The 19,619-nt window shown below is 68.9% G+C and carries 19 protein-coding genes; 12 read left to right on the forward strand and 7 right to left on the reverse strand.

The window, feature by feature from the left end; genetic code table 11:
- The first annotated feature begins 235 nt into the window (after positions 1-235).
- On the forward strand, positions 236-2,884 hold the full coding sequence (gene topA / locus U742_RS0116960; protein ID WP_029355145.1) for a type I DNA topoisomerase: 2,649 nt from the start codon (positions 236-238) through the stop codon (positions 2,882-2,884).
- Positions 2,885-2,966: 82 nt separating this feature from the next.
- Here topA and U742_RS0116965 read toward each other — a convergent pair whose 3' ends face one another.
- Both U742_RS0116965 and U742_RS22210 read right to left on the reverse strand, forming a co-directional pair.
- Entirely contained in the window at positions 2,967-4,457 is a 1,491-nt protein-coding gene (locus tag U742_RS0116965) for an MDR family MFS transporter (RefSeq protein WP_029355147.1), read from the reverse strand.
- Positions 4,458-4,599: 142 nt separating this feature from the next.
- Positions 4,600-5,424 carry a c-type cytochrome gene (locus U742_RS22210; protein ID WP_051661281.1) on the reverse strand — a complete coding sequence of 275 codons (825 nt, stop codon included), beginning with the start codon at positions 5,422-5,424 and terminating at the stop codon, positions 4,600-4,602.
- A 172-nt stretch (positions 5,425-5,596) separates the two neighbouring features.
- Between U742_RS22210 and rnr the strand changes: the two genes are divergently transcribed.
- The 5 genes from rnr (at position 5,597) to rpmG (ending at position 10,566) form a co-directional block, all read left to right on the forward strand.
- Positions 5,597-7,861 carry a ribonuclease R gene (gene rnr, locus U742_RS0116975; RefSeq protein ID WP_029355152.1) on the forward strand — a complete coding sequence of 755 codons (2,265 nt, stop codon included), beginning with the start codon at positions 5,597-5,599 and terminating at the stop codon, positions 7,859-7,861.
- Positions 7,858-8,307: a DUF983 domain-containing protein gene (locus tag U742_RS0116980; protein ID WP_029355153.1), complete on the forward strand. Its 450-nt coding sequence runs from the start codon at positions 7,858-7,860 to the stop codon at positions 8,305-8,307. The genes rnr and U742_RS0116980 overlap by 4 nt, the downstream gene beginning before the upstream one ends.
- A complete protein-coding gene (locus U742_RS0116985; RefSeq protein WP_029355155.1) occupies positions 8,304-9,041 on the forward strand; it encodes an NUDIX hydrolase in 738 nt (245 codons plus the stop codon). The genes U742_RS0116980 and U742_RS0116985 overlap by 4 nt, the downstream gene beginning before the upstream one ends.
- 76 nt (positions 9,042-9,117) lie before the next feature.
- The gene (locus U742_RS0116990; protein WP_029355157.1) at positions 9,118-10,278 is read left to right on the forward strand and encodes an MFS transporter; all 1,161 of its coding nucleotides are present in this window, start codon (positions 9,118-9,120) and stop codon (positions 10,276-10,278) included.
- Positions 10,279-10,398: 120 nt separating this feature from the next.
- A complete protein-coding gene (rpmG, locus tag U742_RS0116995) occupies positions 10,399-10,566 on the forward strand; it encodes a 50S ribosomal protein L33 (protein WP_029355159.1) in 168 nt (55 codons plus the stop codon).
- A 307-nt stretch (positions 10,567-10,873) separates the two neighbouring features.
- On the opposite strand, the gene U742_RS0117000 is transcribed toward rpmG, so the two are convergent.
- Complete coding sequence (locus U742_RS0117000) at positions 10,874-12,247, reverse strand: PleD family two-component system response regulator (RefSeq protein WP_029355161.1); 1,374 nt, start codon at positions 12,245-12,247, stop codon at positions 10,874-10,876.
- A gap of 10 nt (positions 12,248-12,257) precedes the next feature.
- Positions 12,258-12,629, reverse strand: coding sequence for a response regulator (locus U742_RS0117005; RefSeq protein ID WP_029355163.1), 372 nt, complete (start codon positions 12,627-12,629; stop codon positions 12,258-12,260).
- A gap of 115 nt (positions 12,630-12,744) precedes the next feature.
- On the opposite strand from U742_RS0117005, the gene U742_RS0117010 reads away from it, so the two are divergent.
- Both U742_RS0117010 and U742_RS0117015 read left to right on the forward strand, forming a co-directional pair.
- On the forward strand, positions 12,745-13,071 hold the full coding sequence (locus U742_RS0117010) for a DUF3572 domain-containing protein (protein ID WP_051661282.1): 327 nt from the start codon (positions 12,745-12,747) through the stop codon (positions 13,069-13,071).
- 8 nt (positions 13,072-13,079) lie between these two features.
- A complete protein-coding gene (locus U742_RS0117015) occupies positions 13,080-14,447 on the forward strand; it encodes a DNA polymerase IV (protein WP_051661283.1) in 1,368 nt (455 codons plus the stop codon).
- On the opposite strand, the gene U742_RS0117020 is transcribed toward U742_RS0117015, so the two are convergent.
- A complete protein-coding gene (locus tag U742_RS0117020) occupies positions 14,404-15,162 on the reverse strand; it encodes a cell envelope integrity EipB family protein (RefSeq protein WP_248310401.1) in 759 nt (252 codons plus the stop codon). The genes U742_RS0117015 and U742_RS0117020 overlap by 44 nt on opposite strands.
- 216 nt (positions 15,163-15,378) lie before the next feature.
- On the opposite strand from U742_RS0117020, the gene U742_RS0117025 reads away from it, so the two are divergent.
- From U742_RS0117025 to U742_RS0117040, 4 genes are all read left to right on the forward strand, one after another.
- Complete coding sequence (locus U742_RS0117025; protein ID WP_029355172.1) at positions 15,379-15,843, forward strand: RidA family protein; 465 nt, start codon at positions 15,379-15,381, stop codon at positions 15,841-15,843.
- An 8-nt stretch (positions 15,844-15,851) separates the two neighbouring features.
- A complete protein-coding gene (locus U742_RS0117030) occupies positions 15,852-16,598 on the forward strand; it encodes a glycerophosphodiester phosphodiesterase family protein (RefSeq protein ID WP_029355174.1) in 747 nt (248 codons plus the stop codon).
- A gap of 137 nt (positions 16,599-16,735) precedes the next feature.
- Positions 16,736-18,007, forward strand: coding sequence for a GNAT family N-acetyltransferase (locus tag U742_RS0117035; protein ID WP_029355176.1), 1,272 nt, complete (start codon positions 16,736-16,738; stop codon positions 18,005-18,007).
- Positions 18,008-18,084: 77 nt separating this feature from the next.
- Positions 18,085-18,510, forward strand: coding sequence for an HIT family protein (locus U742_RS0117040; protein WP_029355178.1), 426 nt, complete (start codon positions 18,085-18,087; stop codon positions 18,508-18,510).
- 5 nt (positions 18,511-18,515) lie between these two features.
- Here U742_RS0117040 and U742_RS0117045 read toward each other — a convergent pair whose 3' ends face one another.
- Both U742_RS0117045 and U742_RS0117050 read right to left on the reverse strand, forming a co-directional pair.
- Positions 18,516-18,866 carry an AzlD domain-containing protein gene (locus U742_RS0117045; protein WP_029355180.1) on the reverse strand — a complete coding sequence of 117 codons (351 nt, stop codon included), beginning with the start codon at positions 18,864-18,866 and terminating at the stop codon, positions 18,516-18,518.
- Positions 18,863-19,600 carry an AzlC family ABC transporter permease gene (locus U742_RS0117050; RefSeq protein WP_248310402.1) on the reverse strand — a complete coding sequence of 246 codons (738 nt, stop codon included), beginning with the start codon at positions 19,598-19,600 and terminating at the stop codon, positions 18,863-18,865. The genes U742_RS0117045 and U742_RS0117050 overlap by 4 nt, the downstream gene beginning before the upstream one ends.
- Positions 19,601-19,619: the final 19 nt, after the last annotated feature.

Consider the following 19,619-nt stretch of genomic DNA (forward strand, 5'->3'; position numbering starts at 1 on the left):
ATCATCGCGCTGAAGGATCATTCTACCTGTAATATCGTATATTATTGGTGCGCAACTTATGGTTTCAGCCGCCCTCTCGCGCCGTTGCCCCCGCGCGACGCCCGCTCGTCAAAAGACGAGCGTCGGTCTCATCGTGCGAGCCTTTGCGTCTTGGGCATTTGACAGGTGAGCGGTGCTCCCCCATTTTCCCCGCCTCTTCGGGACTGACCCCTCTCTCAAAGGACATAGCGGGCGCATGCAGGTCGTCATCGTCGAATCGCCGGCAAAGGCGAAGACGATCAACAAATATCTCGGGCCGGGCTACGAGGTGATCGCCTCCTACGGCCACGTGCGCGACCTGCCCGCCAAGGACGGCTCGGTGGATCCCGAGCACGATTTCCGCATGCTGTGGGACGTCGATCCCAAGGCACAGAAGCGCCTGTCCGACATCGCCCGGGCGGTGAAGGCGGCCGATGGCCTGATCCTCGCCACCGACCCCGACCGCGAGGGCGAGGCGATCTCCTGGCACGTGCTGGAAGTGCTGAAGGAAAAGCGCGCCCTCAAGGACCAGCCGATCGCCCGCGTGGTCTTCAACGCCATCACCAAGCAGGCGGTGACCGAGGCGATGAAGCACCCGCGCATGATCGACGCGGCGCTTGTCGATGCCTATCTCGCCCGCCGGGCGCTCGATTATCTGGTCGGCTTCACCCTCTCGCCGGTGCTCTGGCGCAAGCTGCCGGGCGCCCGCTCGGCCGGGCGCGTGCAGTCGGTGGCGCTCCGCCTCGTCTGCGACCGCGAGATGGAGATCGAGACCTTCGTCCGGCGCGAATACTGGTCGATCGCCGCCACCCTCGCCACCCCGCGCAGCGAGACCTTCGAGGCGCGCTTGGTCGGCGCCGACGGCAAGAAGATCAGCCGCCTCGACGTCGGCACCGCCGAGGAGGCGAGCGCCTTCCGCGCGGCGCTGGAAGCGGCCAAATACAGCGTGCGCTCGGTCGAGGCGAAGCCCGGCAAGCGCCACCCCTACCCGCCCTTCACCACCTCGACGCTGCAGCAGGAAGCGAGCCGCAAGCTCGGCCTTGCGCCGGCGACCACCATGCGCATCGCGCAGCGCCTCTATGAGGGCGTCGACATCGGCGGCGAGACGGTCGGCCTCATCACCTATATGCGTACAGACGGCGTCGACATGGCGCCGGAGGCGGTGGCCGCCACCCGCGCGGTGATCGGCCGGGAATATGGCGACCGCTACGTGCCGTCCGTGCCGCGCAAATACACCGCCAAGGCGAAGAACGCGCAGGAAGCCCACGAAGCGGTGCGCCCGACCGATGTCGGCCGGCGCCCGAAGGACGTCGTGCGCCATCTCGAACCCGATCAAGCGAAGCTCTACGAGCTGATCTGGCTGCGCACCGTCGCGAGCCAGATGGAATCGGCTGAGATCGAGCGCACCACGGTCGATATCGACGCCAATGCCGGCGGGCGCGCGCTGGAGCTGCGCGCCACCGGCTCGGTGGTGAAGTTCGATGGCTTCCTCACCCTCTATCGCGAAGGCCGCGACGACGAGGAGGAGGACGACGAGAATCGCCGCCTGCCCGCCATGTCGGCCGGCGAGCCGCTGGCCAATCGTGGTATCAAGGCCGACCAGCATTTCACCGAGCCGCCGCCGCGCTATTCGGAAGCCTCGCTGGTCAAGCGCATGGAAGAGCTCGGCATCGGCCGGCCCTCGACCTATGCCTCGGTGCTCGCCGTGCTGCGCGAGCGCGAATATGTGCGGCTCGACAAGCGTCGGCTGGTGCCGGAGGACAAGGGGCGGCTGGTCACCGCCTTCCTCGAGAGCTTCTTCGACCGCTATGTCGAGTACGACTTCACCGCCGATCTCGAGGAGAAGCTCGACCGTATCTCCGCCGCCGAGCTCGACTGGAAGGACGTGCTGCGCGACTTCTGGCGCGATTTCTCGGCGGCCGTGGGCGAAACCAAGGAATTGCGAGTTTCCGACGTCATCGCCGCGCTCGACGAGATGCTGACCGCCCACATCTTCCCCCCCAAGGAGGACGGCAGCGACCCGCGCCTGTGCCCGACCTGCGGCACCGGCAGGCTGTCGCTCAAGGTCGGCAAGTTCGGCGCCTTCATCGGCTGCTCGAACTATCCCGAGTGCAAATATACCCGCCCCCTCGCAGTCCAGAACGGCGAGAACGGCGAGGCCGAGACCACCGGCACCCGGGTGCTCGGCACCGACCCGGAGAGCGGGCTCGAAGTGACGCTGCGCGACGGGCGTTTCGGCACCTATCTGCAGCTCGGCGAGGGCAAGGACGGCGAGAAGCCGAAGCGCTCCAGCCTGCCGAAGGGCCTCGCGCCGGCCGATGTCGACCTCGAAACCGCGCTGGCGCTGCTCGCGCTGCCGCGTGAGATCGGCCACCACCCCGAAACCGGCGAGCCGATCCTCGCCGGCATCGGCAAGTTCGGCCCCTATGTGCAGATGGGCCGGACCTACGCCAATCTCGATTCCGGCGACGACGTGCTCTCCATCGGCCTCAACCGCGGCGTGGCGCTGATCGCCGACAAGCAGAACAAGGGTCCGGGCGGACGGCGCGGCGCGCCGGCGGGGCGCGAGCTCGGCGAGCATCCGACGCTGGGCGGCGTGATCTCGGTGCGTCCGGGCCGGTTCGGCGCCTATGTGAACCACGGCAAGGTCAACGCCACCTTGCCGAAGGGGACCGATCCGGAGGCCGTCACGCTCGACGAGGCGGTGAAGCTGATCGCCGCCAAGGCCGAGACCTCCCCGGCCCGCCCGGCGCGCAAGAGCAGTACGGCAAAGAGCGCGACCGCCAAGGCGCCGGCGAAGGCCAAGGCGGCGCCGAAGAAGGCGAGCAGCGCGAAGGCGCCGGCGAAGAAGGCCGCGAAGGGCTGAGGGCTCTTCCGCGTCATCCCGGAACGGCCGACCGGCCGTATCCGGGATCGCTCCCGCAAGTGATTGACGATTCCAGCGCGGCCTATTCCACCGCGCTGGTCGTGTGCACCGTGGTGCGCAGCGGGCGCTCCTCCATCAGCACGATGGCGAGCAGCGAGACGCCCAGCGAGACAGCGCTCGCGGCGAACACCCAGTGGAAGGCCGCCGCGAGTTGGTCCGCCATGCCCTTCTCGATCAGCATCTGCGCCGACACCTCGCCGCCGACATCGATCAGGCCCAGCACGATCGCGCTGAAGGCGGCGGTCAGCACCGCCGAGCCGAGCGAGCGGAAGAAGTTCATCACCGCCGTCGCCGTACCGATCTGCGCGATCGGCACCGCGTTCTGGATCGCCACGGTGGTGACCGGCAGCGCGGTGCCGAGACCGATGCCGGCGACCGCGAGCAGAGCCGCGAAGGCGGCAGGACGCGTCGCGAGGGCTTCCGACAGCACCGCCATGCCGGCAAGGGCGGCGATGGCGCAGCTCAGCCCGACCAGCGGGATCGGCTTGTAATGGGCGACGCGGCCCATGATCCGGCCGGTCAGGCTCGCGCCCACCACCACGCCGGCCATCAGCGCGATCAGCGTCACGCCGGACTGGCTCGACGACAGGTGCTGCACGCCTTCGAGATACAGGGGAATCTCGATCGACAGCCCGACCATGGTGCCCATGGCGAAGGCGGCGGCGACCACGCAGGCGGCGACCACCGGATTGGCGAGCACCGAGAGCGGCAGCAGCGGTTCGATGGCGGTGAAGATGCGCACCGCGAAACTCGCCCAGAGCAGCGCCGAGAGGCCGAGCAATCCGAGCACCACCGGCGAGGACCACGCATATTGCGTACCGCCCCAGCTCAGCGCCAGCAGCAGCGCCGTGGTGGCGGCGCACATCAGCAGCGCGCCGATAAAATCGAGCCGGTGGGGGTGCTCGTGCGGCGGCAGGCGCCGCAGCGCCCGGTCGCTGGCGAAGGCGGCGACGAGGCCGATCGGCAGGTTGATCCAGAAGATCAGCGACCAGTGCAGATGCTCGGCGAAGAAGCCGCCCAGCACCGGCCCGGAGATGCTCGAGGTCATGAACACGGCGGCGAAATAGGCCTGGTAGCGGCCACGCTCGCGCGGCGCCACCATCAGCCCGATGATGGTCTGGGCGAGCGAGATCAGCCCGCCGCCGCCGGCTCCCTGCACCGCGCGGCCGATGATCAGCCACAGCATGCTCGGCGCCAGCGCGCACATCACCGAGCCGACAAGGAACAGCGCGATGCCCACCCGCAGCACCGGGCGCGGCCCGTGGATGTCGGCGAGCTTGCCGACCAGCGGGGTCGCCGCGGTGGCGGTGAGCAGATAGGCGGTGACGATCCAGGGCAGGTTCTCGACATCGCCGAAGGCGACACCGATGGTCGGCAGCGCGGTCGAGACGATGGTCTGGTCGAGCGCGCCGAGGAACATGGCGAGCATGACGCCGGTCAGGACAGCGCGGATATCGGCCGGGCTGAGCTTCTCCGGCGCGTGGGCGTCGCTTCCTGGTGTACGCGTATCCATTTTCTCGTTCCGCACGCCGATCGCCGCCAGATCGACGTGGCGCCAAATTGCAGGTACGCAAACGGCATTCAAGTCTCTCGGCACCCCCGGCAGCCGATTTCGATCACAATGCGCTCATAGGGCGGTGCCGGGAAACCGGCGGTCACGGCGTGCGCTGGGGACCGGCCGGGCGCGGCTGCGTCGTGACGAAGGCGGCGACGTCCCAGGCCTGCTGGTCGTTGAGCGAGGGATCGTCATAGGTGGTCTCGAACGGCATGTTGGCGCGCACGAAGGCGGCGGCGATCCGCATGTCGGCCATGCCGGCGGCGGCGTTGAAGGAATCCTCCCCCCACAGCGGGGGCGCGGCATAGCCGATGCGCGGCGGCTCCAGCCTGCTGCCGGCTCCCTCCGGGCCGTGGCAGCGGGCGCAACTCGCCGCATAGACGGTGCGCCCGCGCGTCGCGTCGGGCGCCTGCTTCGGTGCGGGGAGCGGGCGCAGGCCCATGCCGGGGATGCGGATGTCGCTCGGCGAACCCTGCCCGACGAAGCGGATATAGGCGATGAACGCCTCCATCTCGCGGCTGTCGCCGGGCAGCGGCCGGCCGTTCATGCTGCGCGTCATGCAGCCGTTGATGCGGTCGGCGAGCGTCAGGTAGCGGTCGTCCGAGATCATCGGAAAGCTGGTGAAGGTGGAGATGAAGGGCGCGGCATAGGCCTGCCTGCCCGCATTCAGGTGGCAATTGGTGCAGGCGAGGTCGTTGCCGGCGTAGCGCATCGCCGGCGCGGCGGCGTTGCGGCCGATATGCTCCGGCGTCGAGATGACGAGCTGCCAGCCATAGCGGACCGGGTCGTCGGTGCCCGCCGGCAGCGCGGCGGCATCGTGGCCGGCATACCAGTCGACCGGCCAGCCCCAACGCCAGTAGCCCGCGCCGAAACCGGCCGCCGCCGCGAGAATCGCAATGAGAATGCCCGTCCGCCAACCGCCCATGATGTCTCCCCCCGTTCCAGGCGCCGCCCCCGGACCCGATGCCCCGTCGCCCGCGTCGACGTGACCTGCCGGGTGGGTTAGCGTCGCCCATTGCTTCAAGGATATCCGACTCGTGCGAAAGCCGCCCAAGCCGAAGACCAAGACACCCGCCCAGCCGCGCCGCCCGCGCGGGATGCCGACGCGCGAGGAGCTGACCGCTTTCATCGCCGAGCATGGCGGCGACGTCGGCAAGCGGGAGATCTCCCGCGCCTTCGGCCTCGACGGGCAGGACCGCATCGCGCTGAAGGCGATGCTGCGCGAGCTGGCCGACGAGGGGCTGATCGGCAAGAAGCGCCGGAAGCTTCACGTCCCCGGCGCCCTGCCCGCCGTCGTCATGGCGGAGGTGGTGGAGCGCGACGAGGACGGCGAGCTGATCGCCACCCCGGTCGACTGGGACGAGGAGGAGCACGGCGAGCCGCCGCGCATCCTGGTGCGGCTCGCCCGCCGCGCCGCCATCGGCCGGCGCGAGGCGCAGCCGACCCCGGCGATCGGCGACCGCGTGCTGCTGCGCACCGAGGAGATCCCCGAGGGCGACGGCAAGGTCACCCATACCGGGCGCGTGCTGAAGCTGATCGAGAAGGCCCGCGCGCAGGTGCTCGGCATCTTCCGCAAGGACCGGCAGGGCGGCGGCCGGCTGGTGCCGGTCGACAAGCGGAACATGGGGCGGGAGCTGGCGATCCCGCCCGATTTCGAGAACGGGGCGGAGGAAGGCGACCTCGTCGCCGTGGAAATCCTGCGCCATCACGCCTACGGCCTGCCGACCGCTAAGGTGAAGGAGCGGCTGGGCTCGCTCGCTACCGAAAAGGCGGTGAGCCTGATCGCCATCCACGCTCACGGCATCCCCCACGTCTTCCGCCGCGAGACGCTGGCCGAGGCCGAGGCGGCCAAGCCCGCGTCGATGGCCGGGCGCGAGGATTGGCGCCCGCTGCCCCTCGTCACCATCGACCCGCCGGACGCCAAGGACCATGACGATGCCGTGCATGCGGCGCCGGATGACGACCCGGAGAATGCCGGCGGCTTCATCCTCACCGTCGCCATCGCCGACGTCGCTTACTATGTCCGCCCCGGCTCCGCGCTCGACCGCGAGGCGGCGGTGCGCGGCAACTCGGTCTATTTCCCGGACCGGGTGGTGCCGATGCTGCCCGAACGCATCTCGAACGACCTGTGCTCGCTGCGCCCGCTGGAGGACCGCCCGGCGCTCGCCGTGCGCATGGTGATCGCCCCGAACGGACGCAAGAAGAGCCACAGCTTCCACCGCGTGATGATGCGCTCGGCCGCCAAGCTCGCCTATCAGCAGGCGCAGGCGGCGATCGAGGGGCGGACGGACGAGATCACCGCTCCTCTGCTCGACCCGGTGCTGCGCCCGCTCTACGCCGCCTATGCGGTGGTGAAGAAGGCGCGCGACGCCCGCGAGCCGCTGGAGCTCGACCTGCCGGAGCGCAAGATCCTGCTGAAGCCCGATGGCACGGTCGACAAGGTGATCGTGCCGGAGCGACTCGACGCGCACCGGCTGATCGAGGAGTTCATGATCCTCGCCAATGTCGCGGCCGCCGAGACGCTGGAGGAGAAGCGCACCCCCCTCGTCTACCGCGTGCACGACGCCCCCTCGCTGGAGAAGGTCGCCTCGCTGCGCGAGTTCCTGCAGACGCTCGACATCAAGCTGCCGAAGATGGAGACGGTCCGTCCCTCGCACTTCAATGGCATCCTCGCCCGCGTGGACGACACGGAACTGGCGCCGCTGGTCAATCAGGTGATCCTGCGCAGCCAGGCGCAGGCCGAGTACGCGCAGGAGAATTACGGCCATTTCGGCCTGCATCTGCGCCGCTACGCGCATTTCACCTCGCCGATCCGGCGCTATGCCGACCTCATCGTGCATCGCGGCCTGATCCGGGCGCTCGGGTTCGGCCGCGACGGTCTGCCGGAGGCGACGACGCCCGACGGGCTCGCCGAGACCGCCGCTCGCATCTCGGCGGCAGAACGCCGGGCCATGTCGGCCGAGCGCGAGACCATCGACCGGCTGATCGCCCACCACATGGCCGAGCAGATCGGCGCGACCTTCAAGGGGCGCATCGCCGGGGTGACGAGGGCGGGGCTTTTCGTCGCGCTGGACGACACCGGTGCGGACGGTTTCATCCCCGCCGCGACGCTCGGGCAGGACTATTACCGCTACGAGGAGGCGCGCCATGCGCTGATCGGCGAGCGCACCGGCGAGATGCACAGGCTCGGCGACCGGGTCGAGGTGAAGCTGGTGGAGGCGGCGCCGGTCGCCGGCGCCCTGCGATTTGAGCTTCTGAGCGAAGGCGCCTATGTAGCGGGCGCGGGCCGGCCGCCACGCGGCCGATCGCGGCGCGGCGAGGATCGCCCCGGCCGCGCGCCGCATCGCGGGAGACGCCGATGAATGTTCAGGCACACACAAGCGCTGCATTGCCCACCCGGCCGATGGGCACGGCGATGAAGCGCGGGCTCGCCTGCCGCTGTCCGGCCTGCGGCGAAGGCCGGCTCTACCGCGCTTTTCTCAAGGTGAACGATCGCTGCCCCGCCTGCGGCGAGGAGCTGTGGCACCACCGGGCCGATGACGCGCCGCCCTATATGGTGATCACCATCGTTGGCCATATCGTCGTGCCGCTGCTTCTGGCGGTGGAGATGGCGCTGCATCCGGCGCTGTGGATCCACATGGCGCTGTGGCTGCCGCTGACGGTCATCCTCGCCGTGGTGCTGCTGCCGCCGGTGAAGGGGGCGCTCGTCGCCTATCAATGGGCGCTGCGCATGCACGGCTTCGACCCGACCAGCGAGGAGCACGATCCCCTCCCGCCGACCGAGCGCGCCGAGGCCGCGCGGGCATGAGCACGACCGAAGCGATCGAGGCGCCGGCTCCCCTTGCAGCGACGCCGAAGCCGGCCGTGCGCCGTCCCGTCGACGCTGCGACGCTGGTGCTGCTCGACCGCGCCGCCCGCAAGCCGCGCGTGCTGATGGGCCAGCGGAACCAGCGCCAGGTGTTCATGCCGGGCAAGTTCGTCTTCCCCGGCGGGCGGGTCGACCCGAGCGACCGCGCCATGCCGGTGTTCGGCATGCTGGAGGGCGAGAGCGAGCGGCGGCTCGGCATCCGCGTCGGCCGTCCGAGCGCCTCCCGCGCGCGGGCGCTGGCGCTCGCCGCCATCCGCGAGACCTTCGAGGAGACCGGCCTCATCATCGGCACGCGCGAGCTGGGCATTCCGAAGGTGCCCGCCGGCTGGCAGGCCTTCGCGGAGGCCGAGGTCTTTCCTAATCTCGAGGCGCTGAGCTTCGTCGCGCGGGCGATCACCCCTCCGGGACGGCTGCGCCGCTTCGACACCCGCTTCTTCATGGCCGATGTCCGCGACGTCGCGCATCGGATCGAGGGCGTCGTCGGGCCGGATTCGGAGCTCGTCGAGCTGCGCTGGCTGACCTTCGAGGAAGCGCGCGGGGTCGACCTGCCGGGCATCACCCGCGCCATCCTCGGCGAGATCGAGGGGCGGCTCGCCGCCGGCGCCTCGCCCCGCCTGCCGGTACCGTTCTATTTCGAGCGGAGCGGCAAGAGATATCGCGAATTGCTGGACTGACCGGCCTGACCGCACCGACTGGCGTTCTCGCCACACCGACTGGACGACCCTCCGGCTTCTCCCCTACAAGCCCGACATGTCCGCTCCGCCCGTCGATCTGCGCTCCGCCAACATCGCCTCGATCGCCGCCGCCATCGCCGCCGTCTCGGTGGCCGGCATCGGTCTCGGGCTGTCCATACCGTTGCTCGCCATCGAGCTGGAAACGCGGGGAATCGCAAGAACCTGGATCGGCATCAACACGGCGGTCGGCGGCATAGCCAACATCGTCGCCGCGCCGTTCATGACCGGGCTGGTTCGGCGCTTCGGCGCCGGCAACATGCTGCTCTGCGCGATCGGTCTGGCGGCGCTGAGTCTCATCGGCTTCAAGGCATCCCCCTGGTTCGCCCTGTGGTTTCCGTTGCGTTTCGCGTTCGGCGTGGCGATGTGTGCGCTGTTCGTGGTGAGCGAGTTCTGGATCAACGCCGCCGCGCCCCCGGCCCGGCGGGGGCTGGTCATGGGCGTCTATGCCACCATCCTCTCGCTCGGCGTCGCCGGCGGGCCGGCCATACTGAACCTCACCGGCACGGTGGGATGGATGCCCTACCTGATCGGCGCGGCGCTGTTCGTGGCTGGCGGAATCCCGGTCATCATGGGGGCTTCGGGCGCACCGGAGATCCACACCGACAGCCGGTTCGGCATCCTCGACATGCTGCGGCTCGCTCCCAGCGCGACGCTGGCAGCGCTGATCTTCGGCGCGGTCGAGACCGGCGAGATGAGCTTCCTCGCCATATACGGGCTGCAGCGCGGCCTCGACGAGGGCAGCGCGGCGCTGCTGATGACCATCACTATGCTGGGCGGCGTCGCCTTCCAGATCCCGCTCGGCCTGCTCAGCGACCGGATGGACCGGCGCAGGCTGCTGCTGATCTGCGGCACGATCGGCCTCGCCGGCATGTGTCTCCTTCCCCTGTTACCGATGGAGGGCTGGACGATCCGCGGCGTGCTGTTCGTCTCGATCGGCGTGGTGGCCGGACTGTACACGGTCGGCCTCGCCCATCTCGGCGCCCGTTTCCACGGCGCCGAGCTCGCTTCGGCGAATTCGGCTTTCGTGATGCTCTACAGCATCGGGCTGACCGTCGGGCCGCCATTGGTCGGCGCCGGCATGGATGCCGCCAATCCGCAGGGCTTCGCCTATACGCTCGCCACCTTCCTCGCCCTTTACGTCGCCGTGGTGGGCTGGCGGGTGGCGCGGGTTCCTTGACATTCGGCGTGCCATCGCGGATATGAGCCGCCAACGAGCGACTCTCGCGTCGCGCGAACCCTTTCATATCGACGTGGCCGGTTTCAGCAGAACCATCCGCCACGCTTCAGGAGACCGGCCATGGCCAAGGCGGCGACCATCAAGATCCGGCTCGTGTCGAGCGCCGACACCGGCTATTTCTACGTGACCAAGAAGAACTCGCGCACCATGACCGACAAGCTGGTCGTCAAGAAGTACGACCCGGTCGCGAAGAAGCATGTCGAGTTCCGCGAAGGCAAGATCAAGTGATCTGACGCCTGTCGCAGCCGAAAGGACAAGGCGCCGCAAGGCGCCTTTTTCTTTTGCGTCAAGGACTTCGGAAATATTCTTGAGAGACGGGTTGATCGGCAGGCAACGGCCCGGAGAGGCCATCCGGGAACCCCGTCGCCCGCCGACCAGACCCCGCGGACCCAGGAGATGCGGCGGACCTGAGCACTCCGCAGGGTATTGGAACCCCGTACTGATTCGAACCTAGCCGAACCTTCTACGAAAGCAACGGCAGAAACGCCGGAAAATCGAATTGATGGGCGGCAGGAGCAGGCAGACCGTCGGATGATCAGGCCGCCGCCGACACCACCCGGTTGCGGCCTTCGCTTTTCGCCCGATAGACGGCGGCGTCCGCCCGGCGGAGCAGGCTCGCCACGTCGTCGCCCGTGCCGCGGCGCGTCGCGATGCCGATGCTGATCGTCACGTTGATCGAATGCGCCCCGCCTTTGATCTGGAAGGACTCGGCCTCGATGCGCTGGCGCAGGCGCTCGGCGACGATGCCGGCGATGTTGAGGTCGGTATCGGGCATCGCCACCACGAATTCCTCACCGCCATAGCGACAGGTCAGGTCGATACCGCGGATGTTGGAGCGCAGCCGCAGGGCGAACTCGCGCAGCACGTCGTCGCCGGCGTCGTGACCCCACGTGTCGTTGATCGTCTTGAAGAAATCGATGTCGATCAGCATGACCGAGACCGGCCGCCCCCGCGCCGCCGCGCGGTCGAGCATGATGGCGAGGTGGCTTTCCATGTAGCGGCGGTTGTTGAGGCCGGTGAGGCCGTCAGTAATCGCCATCTCGATGGAATGCTGGACGTTGTCGCGCAGGCGGTCGGTATAGCGGCGGCGGCGGATCTGCGTGCGGGCTCGGGCCAGCAGCTCGTTCCGGTCGATCGGGCGGATGAGATAGTCGTTCACGCCGATGTCGAGGCCGCGCAGCAGGCGGTCGCGATCCTCCGGTTGGGCGAGCAGCAGGATCGGCAGATAGCGCGTGCGCTCCAGCGAGCGGATCTGGCTGCACAGCCGCAGCGCGTCGAAATTGGTGAGATCGAGGCTGATGATGGCAAGGTCGTGCCCGCCCTCGGCCACGCGGAACAGCGCCTCGTTGGGGTCCTGCTCGGCCTCGACCTGATGCTCCGCGCCGAGCACCTTGGAAAGGTGCTCCAGCATGCGCGGCCGATCCTCGACCAGCAGGATGCGGCCGCCGGTGCCCTGCTCGTCGATCACCTCGATGATGGGGTCCGGCAGTCCGAACTCGCGCGTGGCGGCCGCCCGCATGCGCAGTTCGTCGGTCACCATCTTGAGCCGCACCAGGGAGCGCACGCGGGTCAGCAGGGCGACGTCGTCGACCGGCTTGGTCACGAAGTCGTCCGCTCCGGCCTCGATGCCGCGCACGCGGTCCGCCGGCTGGTCGAGCGCGGTGATCATGATGATCGGCAGGTGGTAGGTGGCCGGATTGGATTTCAGCCGGCGGGCGACCTCGAAACCGTCCATGCCCGGCATCATCACGTCGAGCAGGACGATGTCGCACTGGCCACGCTCGCAGATGGCGAGCGCGTCGGGACCGTTCGAGGCCGTGACGACGTCGAAATAGTCCGCCGCAAGACGGATCTCCAGCAGCTTCACGTTCGCCGGCACATCGTCGACGATCAGGACGCGCGCGGTCATGGCTGCAGGCCTATCCCTCCTTCACGAAATGGCGCACGGTCTCGAGGAATTTCGCAACCGAGATCGGCTTGGAGAGGTAGGCTTCGCAACCGCCCTCGCGGATTCGCTCCTCATCGCCCTTCATCGCGAAGGCGGTGACGGCGACCACCGGAATCGAGCGCAGTTCCGCGTCCTCCTTGAGCCAGCGCGTCACGTCGAGACCGGACACTTCGGGAAGCTGGATGTCCATCAGGATGAGGTCGGGGCGATGCTTGCGGGCCAGTTCGACGGCCTCGACACCGCTGCGGGTTTCGACGGTCGCATAGCCGTGCGCTTCAAGCAGGTCGTGGAAGAGCTTCATATTGAGCTCATTGTCTTCCACGATCATGACGGTCTTCGGCATGGGGCGCTCGGTCGTTGATGCGGGTTGGCCCTGCGCGGCGCGGGCCTGATATATACGCCGAGGAATGTCCGGCAGCAGTAGGGCAAACTAGCTGTCATTTCTTACGGAACCCCAAATGCGCGAGAGTAAACCCAAGTCTTTCCGTCAACCTATGCGCCTGACGAATGCGGCCGCTGCACGGGAGGTGGCGGTCGGCGCCCTCACCTTCCTCGCCGCCGACCCCGAGCGGCTGGCGCCGATGCTGGCCGAAAGCGGCCTCGCGCCGGCCGATCTGCGTGGCGTGGTGGGCTCTCCCGCCTTCCAGGTCGCCGTGCTCGACCATCTGATCAACCATCAGGACATGCTCCTCGCCTATGCCTCCGAAGCGGCCATCGACCCCGGCCACGTGGTCGCCGCCCGCGAGATCCTCGCCCATGCCGGCGACCGGCACGGCAGCGACTGAGTATCCCCATGCAAGGTTCGGGCGCGGATTCGGGTGCGGGTTCGGGCGCGGCTTGCCGGGACTGTCTGCACCGCTTCCCGCGCGGGACGCGGTGCCCGAAATGCGGCAGCCCGCGCATCGTCGCCCACGCCGAACTATTCGCGCTGCATATCGCCCATATCGACTGCGACGCCTTCTATGCGGCGGTGGAGAAGCGCGACGCTCCCTCGCTCCGCGACAAGCCGCTGATCATCGGCGGCGGACGGCGTGGCGTGGTGTCCACCGCCTGCTATCTCGCCCGGGTGAAGGGCGTGCGTTCCGCCATGCCGATGTTCAAGGCGCTGGCGCTGTGCCCGGAAGCCGTCGTGCTGCGGCCCAACATGGCGAAATATGTGGCGGTCGGCCGGCAGATCCGCGAGCGGATGCTGAGCCTCACGCCGCTGGTCGAGCCGCTGTCGATCGACGAGGCGTTCCTCGACCTCGCCGGCACCGAGCGGCTGCACGGCGAGCCGCCGGCCATTTGCCTCATGCGCTTTGCCCGCGACGTCGAGACGGAGATCGGCGTCACCGTCTCGGTCGGCCTCGCGCCGAACAAGTTCCTCGCCAAGATCGCCTCCGATCTCGACAAGCCGCGCGGCTTCGCGGTGATCGGCGCGGTGGAGGCGGTGTCCTTCCTGGCGCCGCGGCCGGTCGGCACGATCTGGGGCGTCGGCCGGGCGACGCAGGAACGTCTCGCGCGCGACGGCTACCACACCATGGCCGATCTGCAGCAGGCCGGCGATGCCGCGCTTGCCCGGCGCTATGGAGCCGAGGGCCTTCGCCTCGCCCGCCTGTCGCGCGGCGAGGACGTGCGCGCGGTGAACCCCGAGCGCGAGACCAAGAGCATCTCCTCAGAGACCACCTTCGACGAGGACATAGCCGATTTCCGCGCGCTGGAGCGCACGCTGTACCGGCTCAGCGAGAAGGTGTCCGCCCGGCTGAAGGCGGCCGGTCTCGCCGGCCGCACCATCACGCTGAAGCTGAAGAGCGCGGACTTCCGCACCCGCACCCGGGCGCGATCGCTCGACGATCCGACGCGGCTGTCGCACCGCATCTTCGAGCACGCCCGAGAGCTCCTGATGCGCGAGACGGACGGCACGCGCTACCGGCTGATCGGCGTCGGCGTTTCCGACCTGAGCGATGAGGCGGGCGCCGATCCGGCCGACCTGATCGACCGGCAGACCACGAAGCGTGGGGTCGCGGAACTCGCGATCGACCGGCTGCGCGCCCGCTTCGGGACCGATGCGATCGATCGGGGCATATTGATCGACGCCCCTGCCCGCCCCTCGGGCAAGCCTGATCCCGCGAAGGGGCCTATTTCGCGCACGCCTCCGCCGGCAGCGCCTCGTAGGAAGTGAGCTGTCCGCGCAGGACGAAATCACCGTAGTCGAGCTTCAGGTTGCGGCTCACGCCGTTGTCGTAGAGGTCGAAGCTGATGATGTAGTCCGGCGACTGGCTGTCGGAGCCGCGCTCGTAATAGCTCACGACCACCGGATAGCGCGGCCGCCCGGCAAGACCGGCCGCCGTCGCCGCCGTCTCCAGCCCCTCCGCCGCGGTCGTCGCCTTGCCGATCACGGCGAGCGTGTCATAGACCTTCTTGCCGTCGGGCGAGCCGTCATAGACCGCCGCCTCCAGCGTGGCGTCGCCGTCCGCGGCCTGCGTCAGGATCTTCACCACGTGCTGCGTCGGCAGGACGATCCGGCCGTCGAGCTCGAAGCTCTCCGCCTTGGGCTTGGTCGCCTTGACCATCATGCGCCCGTCCTTGCGCTCGACCATGCCGTCGGCGTCCTCGCGCTTGTCGGCGTTGACCGTGTTCTCGATCCGGTAGCGATAGGCGTTCGCCTCGCCATCCTCCCAGGTCGCGGTGGTCAGCGCGCTCGACAAGCGTCCGCCGCCGTCGGTCTCCAGGGTGGTGACCTGCTTGAGCGAGACCGAATAGCCGGCGCAGGCATTGCCCTTGATCTCGTAGACGATCTCTCCGCGGGCCGACTCGACGCGCTTCGCCGCCTTCGAGCCGTCGAGCGACAGGGCATAGACGGCGCGATGCGGCGTCAGCTCGATCGGCGCGGCCATGGATGCGCCGGCTCCGGCGAGGAGCAGCAGGGCGCTGCAGGCACTGGTTCCGGCAGCCCGGAGAGACTTCGATATCGGCATAAGCGTGGGCTCCCCTCTGGCGATCATCCGACGGCTTGCGCGGCGCCGGGCGATCAGCCAAACATCGCACCGCAAACTCAAGGCGGTCAAAGGGGCGAAAGTTGGAACGTCCGCCGCCCTTTCACGGAGAACGACATGTCCGGCACGGTCGACGCCAAGCTCGCGTCATTGGGCATCACCCTTCCGACGCCGGTGGCGCCGGTGGCCAACTATGTCCCCACCGTCATCAGCGGTAACCTGCTCTGGGTTTCCGGGCAGATCTCGGTGACGGCCGATGGCAAGCGGCTGACCGGCAAGCTCGGTGACGATGTCGACATCGAGGCCGGCTATGCGGCGGCGCGGGCCTGCGGCATCAACCTCATCGCGCAGATCAAGGCGGCGCTCGGCGACCTCGACCGCGTGAAGCGGGTGGTGAAGCTGGTCGGCTTCGTCAATTCGGTGCCGGACTTCTCCGACCAGCCCAAGGTGGTGAACGGCGCGTCCGACCTGTTCGCCGAGGTGTTCGGCGATGCCGGCCGCCATGCGCGCTCGGCGGTCGGCGTCGCGGCGCTGCCCTTCGATGTGAGCGTCGAGGTCGAGGCGGTCGTCGAGATCGCCTGAGGCGAACCATGTCCGCTCCCGCGTGGCTCACCGCCCGGCCGATCGCCCATCGCGCCCTGCACGACGCGGCGGCCGGGATCATCGAGAACATGCCGTCGGCGGTCGACGCGGCGATCGCCGGCGACTATGCCATCGAGGTGGACATCCAGCTCTCCTCGGACGGCGAAGCGATGGTGTTCCACGACGACGACCTCGACCGGCTGACGCTGGAGACCGGCCCGCTCGCGGCCCGCACGGCGCGGCAGCTTCAGGCGCTGGCGTTCAAGGGCACGTCCGACCGGATGATGAGCCTGCCCGATCTGCTCGCGCGGGTCGGCGGGCGGGTTCCGCTGGTGATCGAGCTGAAGAGCGCCTTCGACGGCAAGACCGCCGTCGCGGCGCGGGCGGTCGAGCTGCTTGCCACCTATTCCGGCCCGGCGGCGCTGATGTCGTTCGACCCCGACCTCGTCGCCGCGGTGCGGCGGCTGGCGCCGCGGGTGACGCGCGGCATCACCATGGAACGGCGCTACGACGATCCCGAATGGGCGATGCTGTCGGCCGCCACCAAGTTCGCGTGGGGCAATCTCCTGCATTTCCCGCGCACGCGGCCGGACTTCATCGCCCATTATGTCCGCGAGCTGCCGGCCCCGGCGCCGCGCCTCGCCCGGGCCGTGTTCGGCACGCCGATCCTGACCTGGACGGTACGCACGCAGGCCGACCGGGACACCGCCCGCCGGTACGCCGACCAGATGATCTTCGAGGGCTTCCGGCCCTGAGCCCCGCGCTCCCATCTGCGTGATCGGCTCTTCCGCAAGCCGCAAATACCGCGCACATTCGGGCGCCCTGCTGCAGCGCGGCATATGCCTGCCGCCCCCCTTTTGTCTCGATCCCAGCCGGGCGGCGCCGCATCATGATGAACGACACCGAGTTCCGCATCCGCGTCGAAAGCGACATCACGTCGATCCCGCGCGACATATGGGATAGCTGCGCCGGGTCAGGCTTGGACAGGGAATCAGGAAACTCCGTTAGTCATTTGAATATAAATGGCAATTCGTGCGTTTCGGGGCTTAGGGATGACTCTGCGGAAAGTGAATCCGGTCTTTCATATAACCCATTCACGTCACATGATTTTCTGAGCGCTCTGGAGGAATCCGGCTCGGCGACGATGGCGACCGGCTGGATGCCCCAGCACCTCGTGCTCGAGGATGCGGAAGCCGGCGTCCTCGGCGTCTGCCCGGCCTATCTGAAATCGCATTCGCGCGGCGAATACGTCTTCGATCAGGGCTGGGCGGAGGCCTATGAGCGGGCGGGTGGGCGCTATTATCCCAAGCTTCAGGTCGCGGTTCCCTTCACCCCGGCGACCGGGCCACGCCTTCTGGTCCGCCCTGGATATGACGCGAGCGCCGTTCGCGGCGCGCTCGCACAGGGCCTCGTCAGCCTCGCCCGGATGCGCAAGGCCTCCTCCGTGCACGCGACCTTCCTCGCCACGGAGGATGCCGAGGCGCTGGAGGCGGAGGATTTCCTGCCGCGCACCGACCAGCAGTTCCACTGGCGCAACGAGGGCTATGGCAGCTACGAGGAGTTTCTCGGCGCGCTGGCCTCGCGCAAGCGCAAGGCGCTGCGCCGCGAGCGGCGAGAGGCCATGGAGAGCGGCATCGAGATCCGCTGGCTCAGCGGGTCCGACCTGACCGAGGAGGTCTGGGACGCCTTCTTCGACTTCTACATGGAGACTGGCTCGCGCAAATGGGGTCGGCCCTACCTCACCCGCCGCTTCTATTCGCTGGTGGGCGAGCGCATGGCGGACCGCATCCTGCTGGTCATGGCCCGCCGCGCGGGGCGCTGGATCGCCGGCGCGATCAACTTCATCGGCCCGGACACGCTCTATGGCCGGCATTGGGGCGCCGTCGAGCACCACCCCTTCCTGCATTTCGAGGTCTGCTACCATCAGGCGATCGATTTCGCGATCGCGCGCGGCCTGAAGACGGTGGAGGCCGGCGCGCAGGGCGAGCACAAGCTGGCGCGCGGCTATCTGCCGGTGACGACCCGCTCCGCCCACTGGATCGCCGATCCGGGGCTGAGGCGCGCGGTGGCGAGCTATCTGGAGCGCGAACGCGCCTATGTCGCCGACGCGAACACCGAGCTTTCGGCGCTCGGACCGTTCCGGCACGTCTCCGACGAACCCTGAGGATCAGGCGGCCTTGACCGGAGCGGCATTGCTTGCCATCGAAGCCGGACGTTAGCCCGCCATGCTGAGGGATGCCGATGGCCACCTATGATCCGAGCAATGTCTTCGCCAAGATCCTGCGGGGCGAACTGCCCGCCCACAAGGTCTATGAGGACGACAGGGCCCTCGCCTTCCTCGACATCATGCCGCGCAGCACGGGCCACGCGCTGGTGATCCCCAAGGCGCCGGCCCGCAACATCCTCGATATCGATCCGGACGACCTCGCCTATGTCGCGCAGATCGCCCAGAAGATCGCGCAGGCGCAGATGAAGGCATTCGGCGCCGACGGCATCAGCGTGCAGCAGTTCAACGAGACCGCCGGCGGCCAGGTGGTGTTCCACCTGCATGTCCATGTGATGCCGCGCTTCGAGGGCGTGCCGCTGAAGCCGCCGCAGTCCGAGATGGCGCCGCCCGACGTCCTCGCCGAACATGCCGAGAAGCTGCGCGCCGCGCTGAAGGGCTGAACGGCTCAGGCGATGCCGAGCCACCAGGCGCCGAGGATGAGCACGGCCTCGGCCGCCAGCACGCCGGCCAGCACCGAACGGCGCACCATGGCGAAGCCGGCGACCCCGGCGCCGATGGCGGCGACGCGCAGCCACAAGGGCAGCGCCACGAGCGCGCCGCTCGGCGTCAGCACGAGCCGCGCCACCACCGCCGCCAGAAGCGCCGAGGCGACCGCGCGCACCCACTGCATCCACAGGCTGTTCTCATCGAGCCCGCGCCCCAGCAGCACGCCGAGGACGCGCCAGACCTCGTTCGGCAGGAAGCCGACGAGAATCACGATCAGCACGGCGGCGAGCTCGCCCTGAACCGCGCTCATGCGCGCCGCTCCATGAGACGCGCCGCGAAGAAGGCGAGCGTACCGCCGCCGACGCCGCTCCAGAACAGGTCGAGGCCTCCGGCGGAACCCACCACCAGCGGCGCGAGCCCCGCTCCGAATGCGATGGCGAGCCAATCGACCGTCTGGCGGGCGTTGCGCACGAGCAGGATGGTGAAGGAGATCGGGGTGAGCAGCAGCAGCGCCACCGCGAGCGGTCCCGGCAGGCCGCCGGTGAGGTAGTAGCCGATAGCCGTGCCCGCCATGCTCTGGCCGACCAATCCGAGGCCGAGGCCGAGGGCATAAGGCGGACGCCCCACGGACGGCACGCCCGGCAGCAGGCGGAACGCTTCCACCCACAGCGTGACCGCCACGAAATGCGCGCAGACGATCTCCGTCAGCAGCCGCGGGCGGCGTCCGCGCATCAGCGGCATGACCGCCACTACCATCGGCAGCAGCCTGACGCCGGACAGGCAGACGGCTACGGCCAGCGCCGGCAGCGGCGTGCCGGAGGCGAGGCCGCCGATCAGGATCACCTGCGCCGGCAGGGCCCAGACCAGGAATGTCGAGAGCACGCCCGCGCCCACGGGGAATCCGACATCGTGGAGCAAGCCGCCGAAGCCGACGAAGGTCGCAAACAGGACCGCGGCCGGCACCGACAGCGAACCGCGCAGACCGCGCAGCAGCCACAGGCCGGTCGGCGTCGCCGCGGCATCCGATTCGGAGGGAGGATTCATCAGCGCATCTCGGTCCGCG

The organism is Allobosea sp. 117, from assembly GCF_000702305.1.
Taxonomy (GTDB): Bacteria; Pseudomonadota; Alphaproteobacteria; order Rhizobiales; family Xanthobacteraceae; genus Ancylobacter.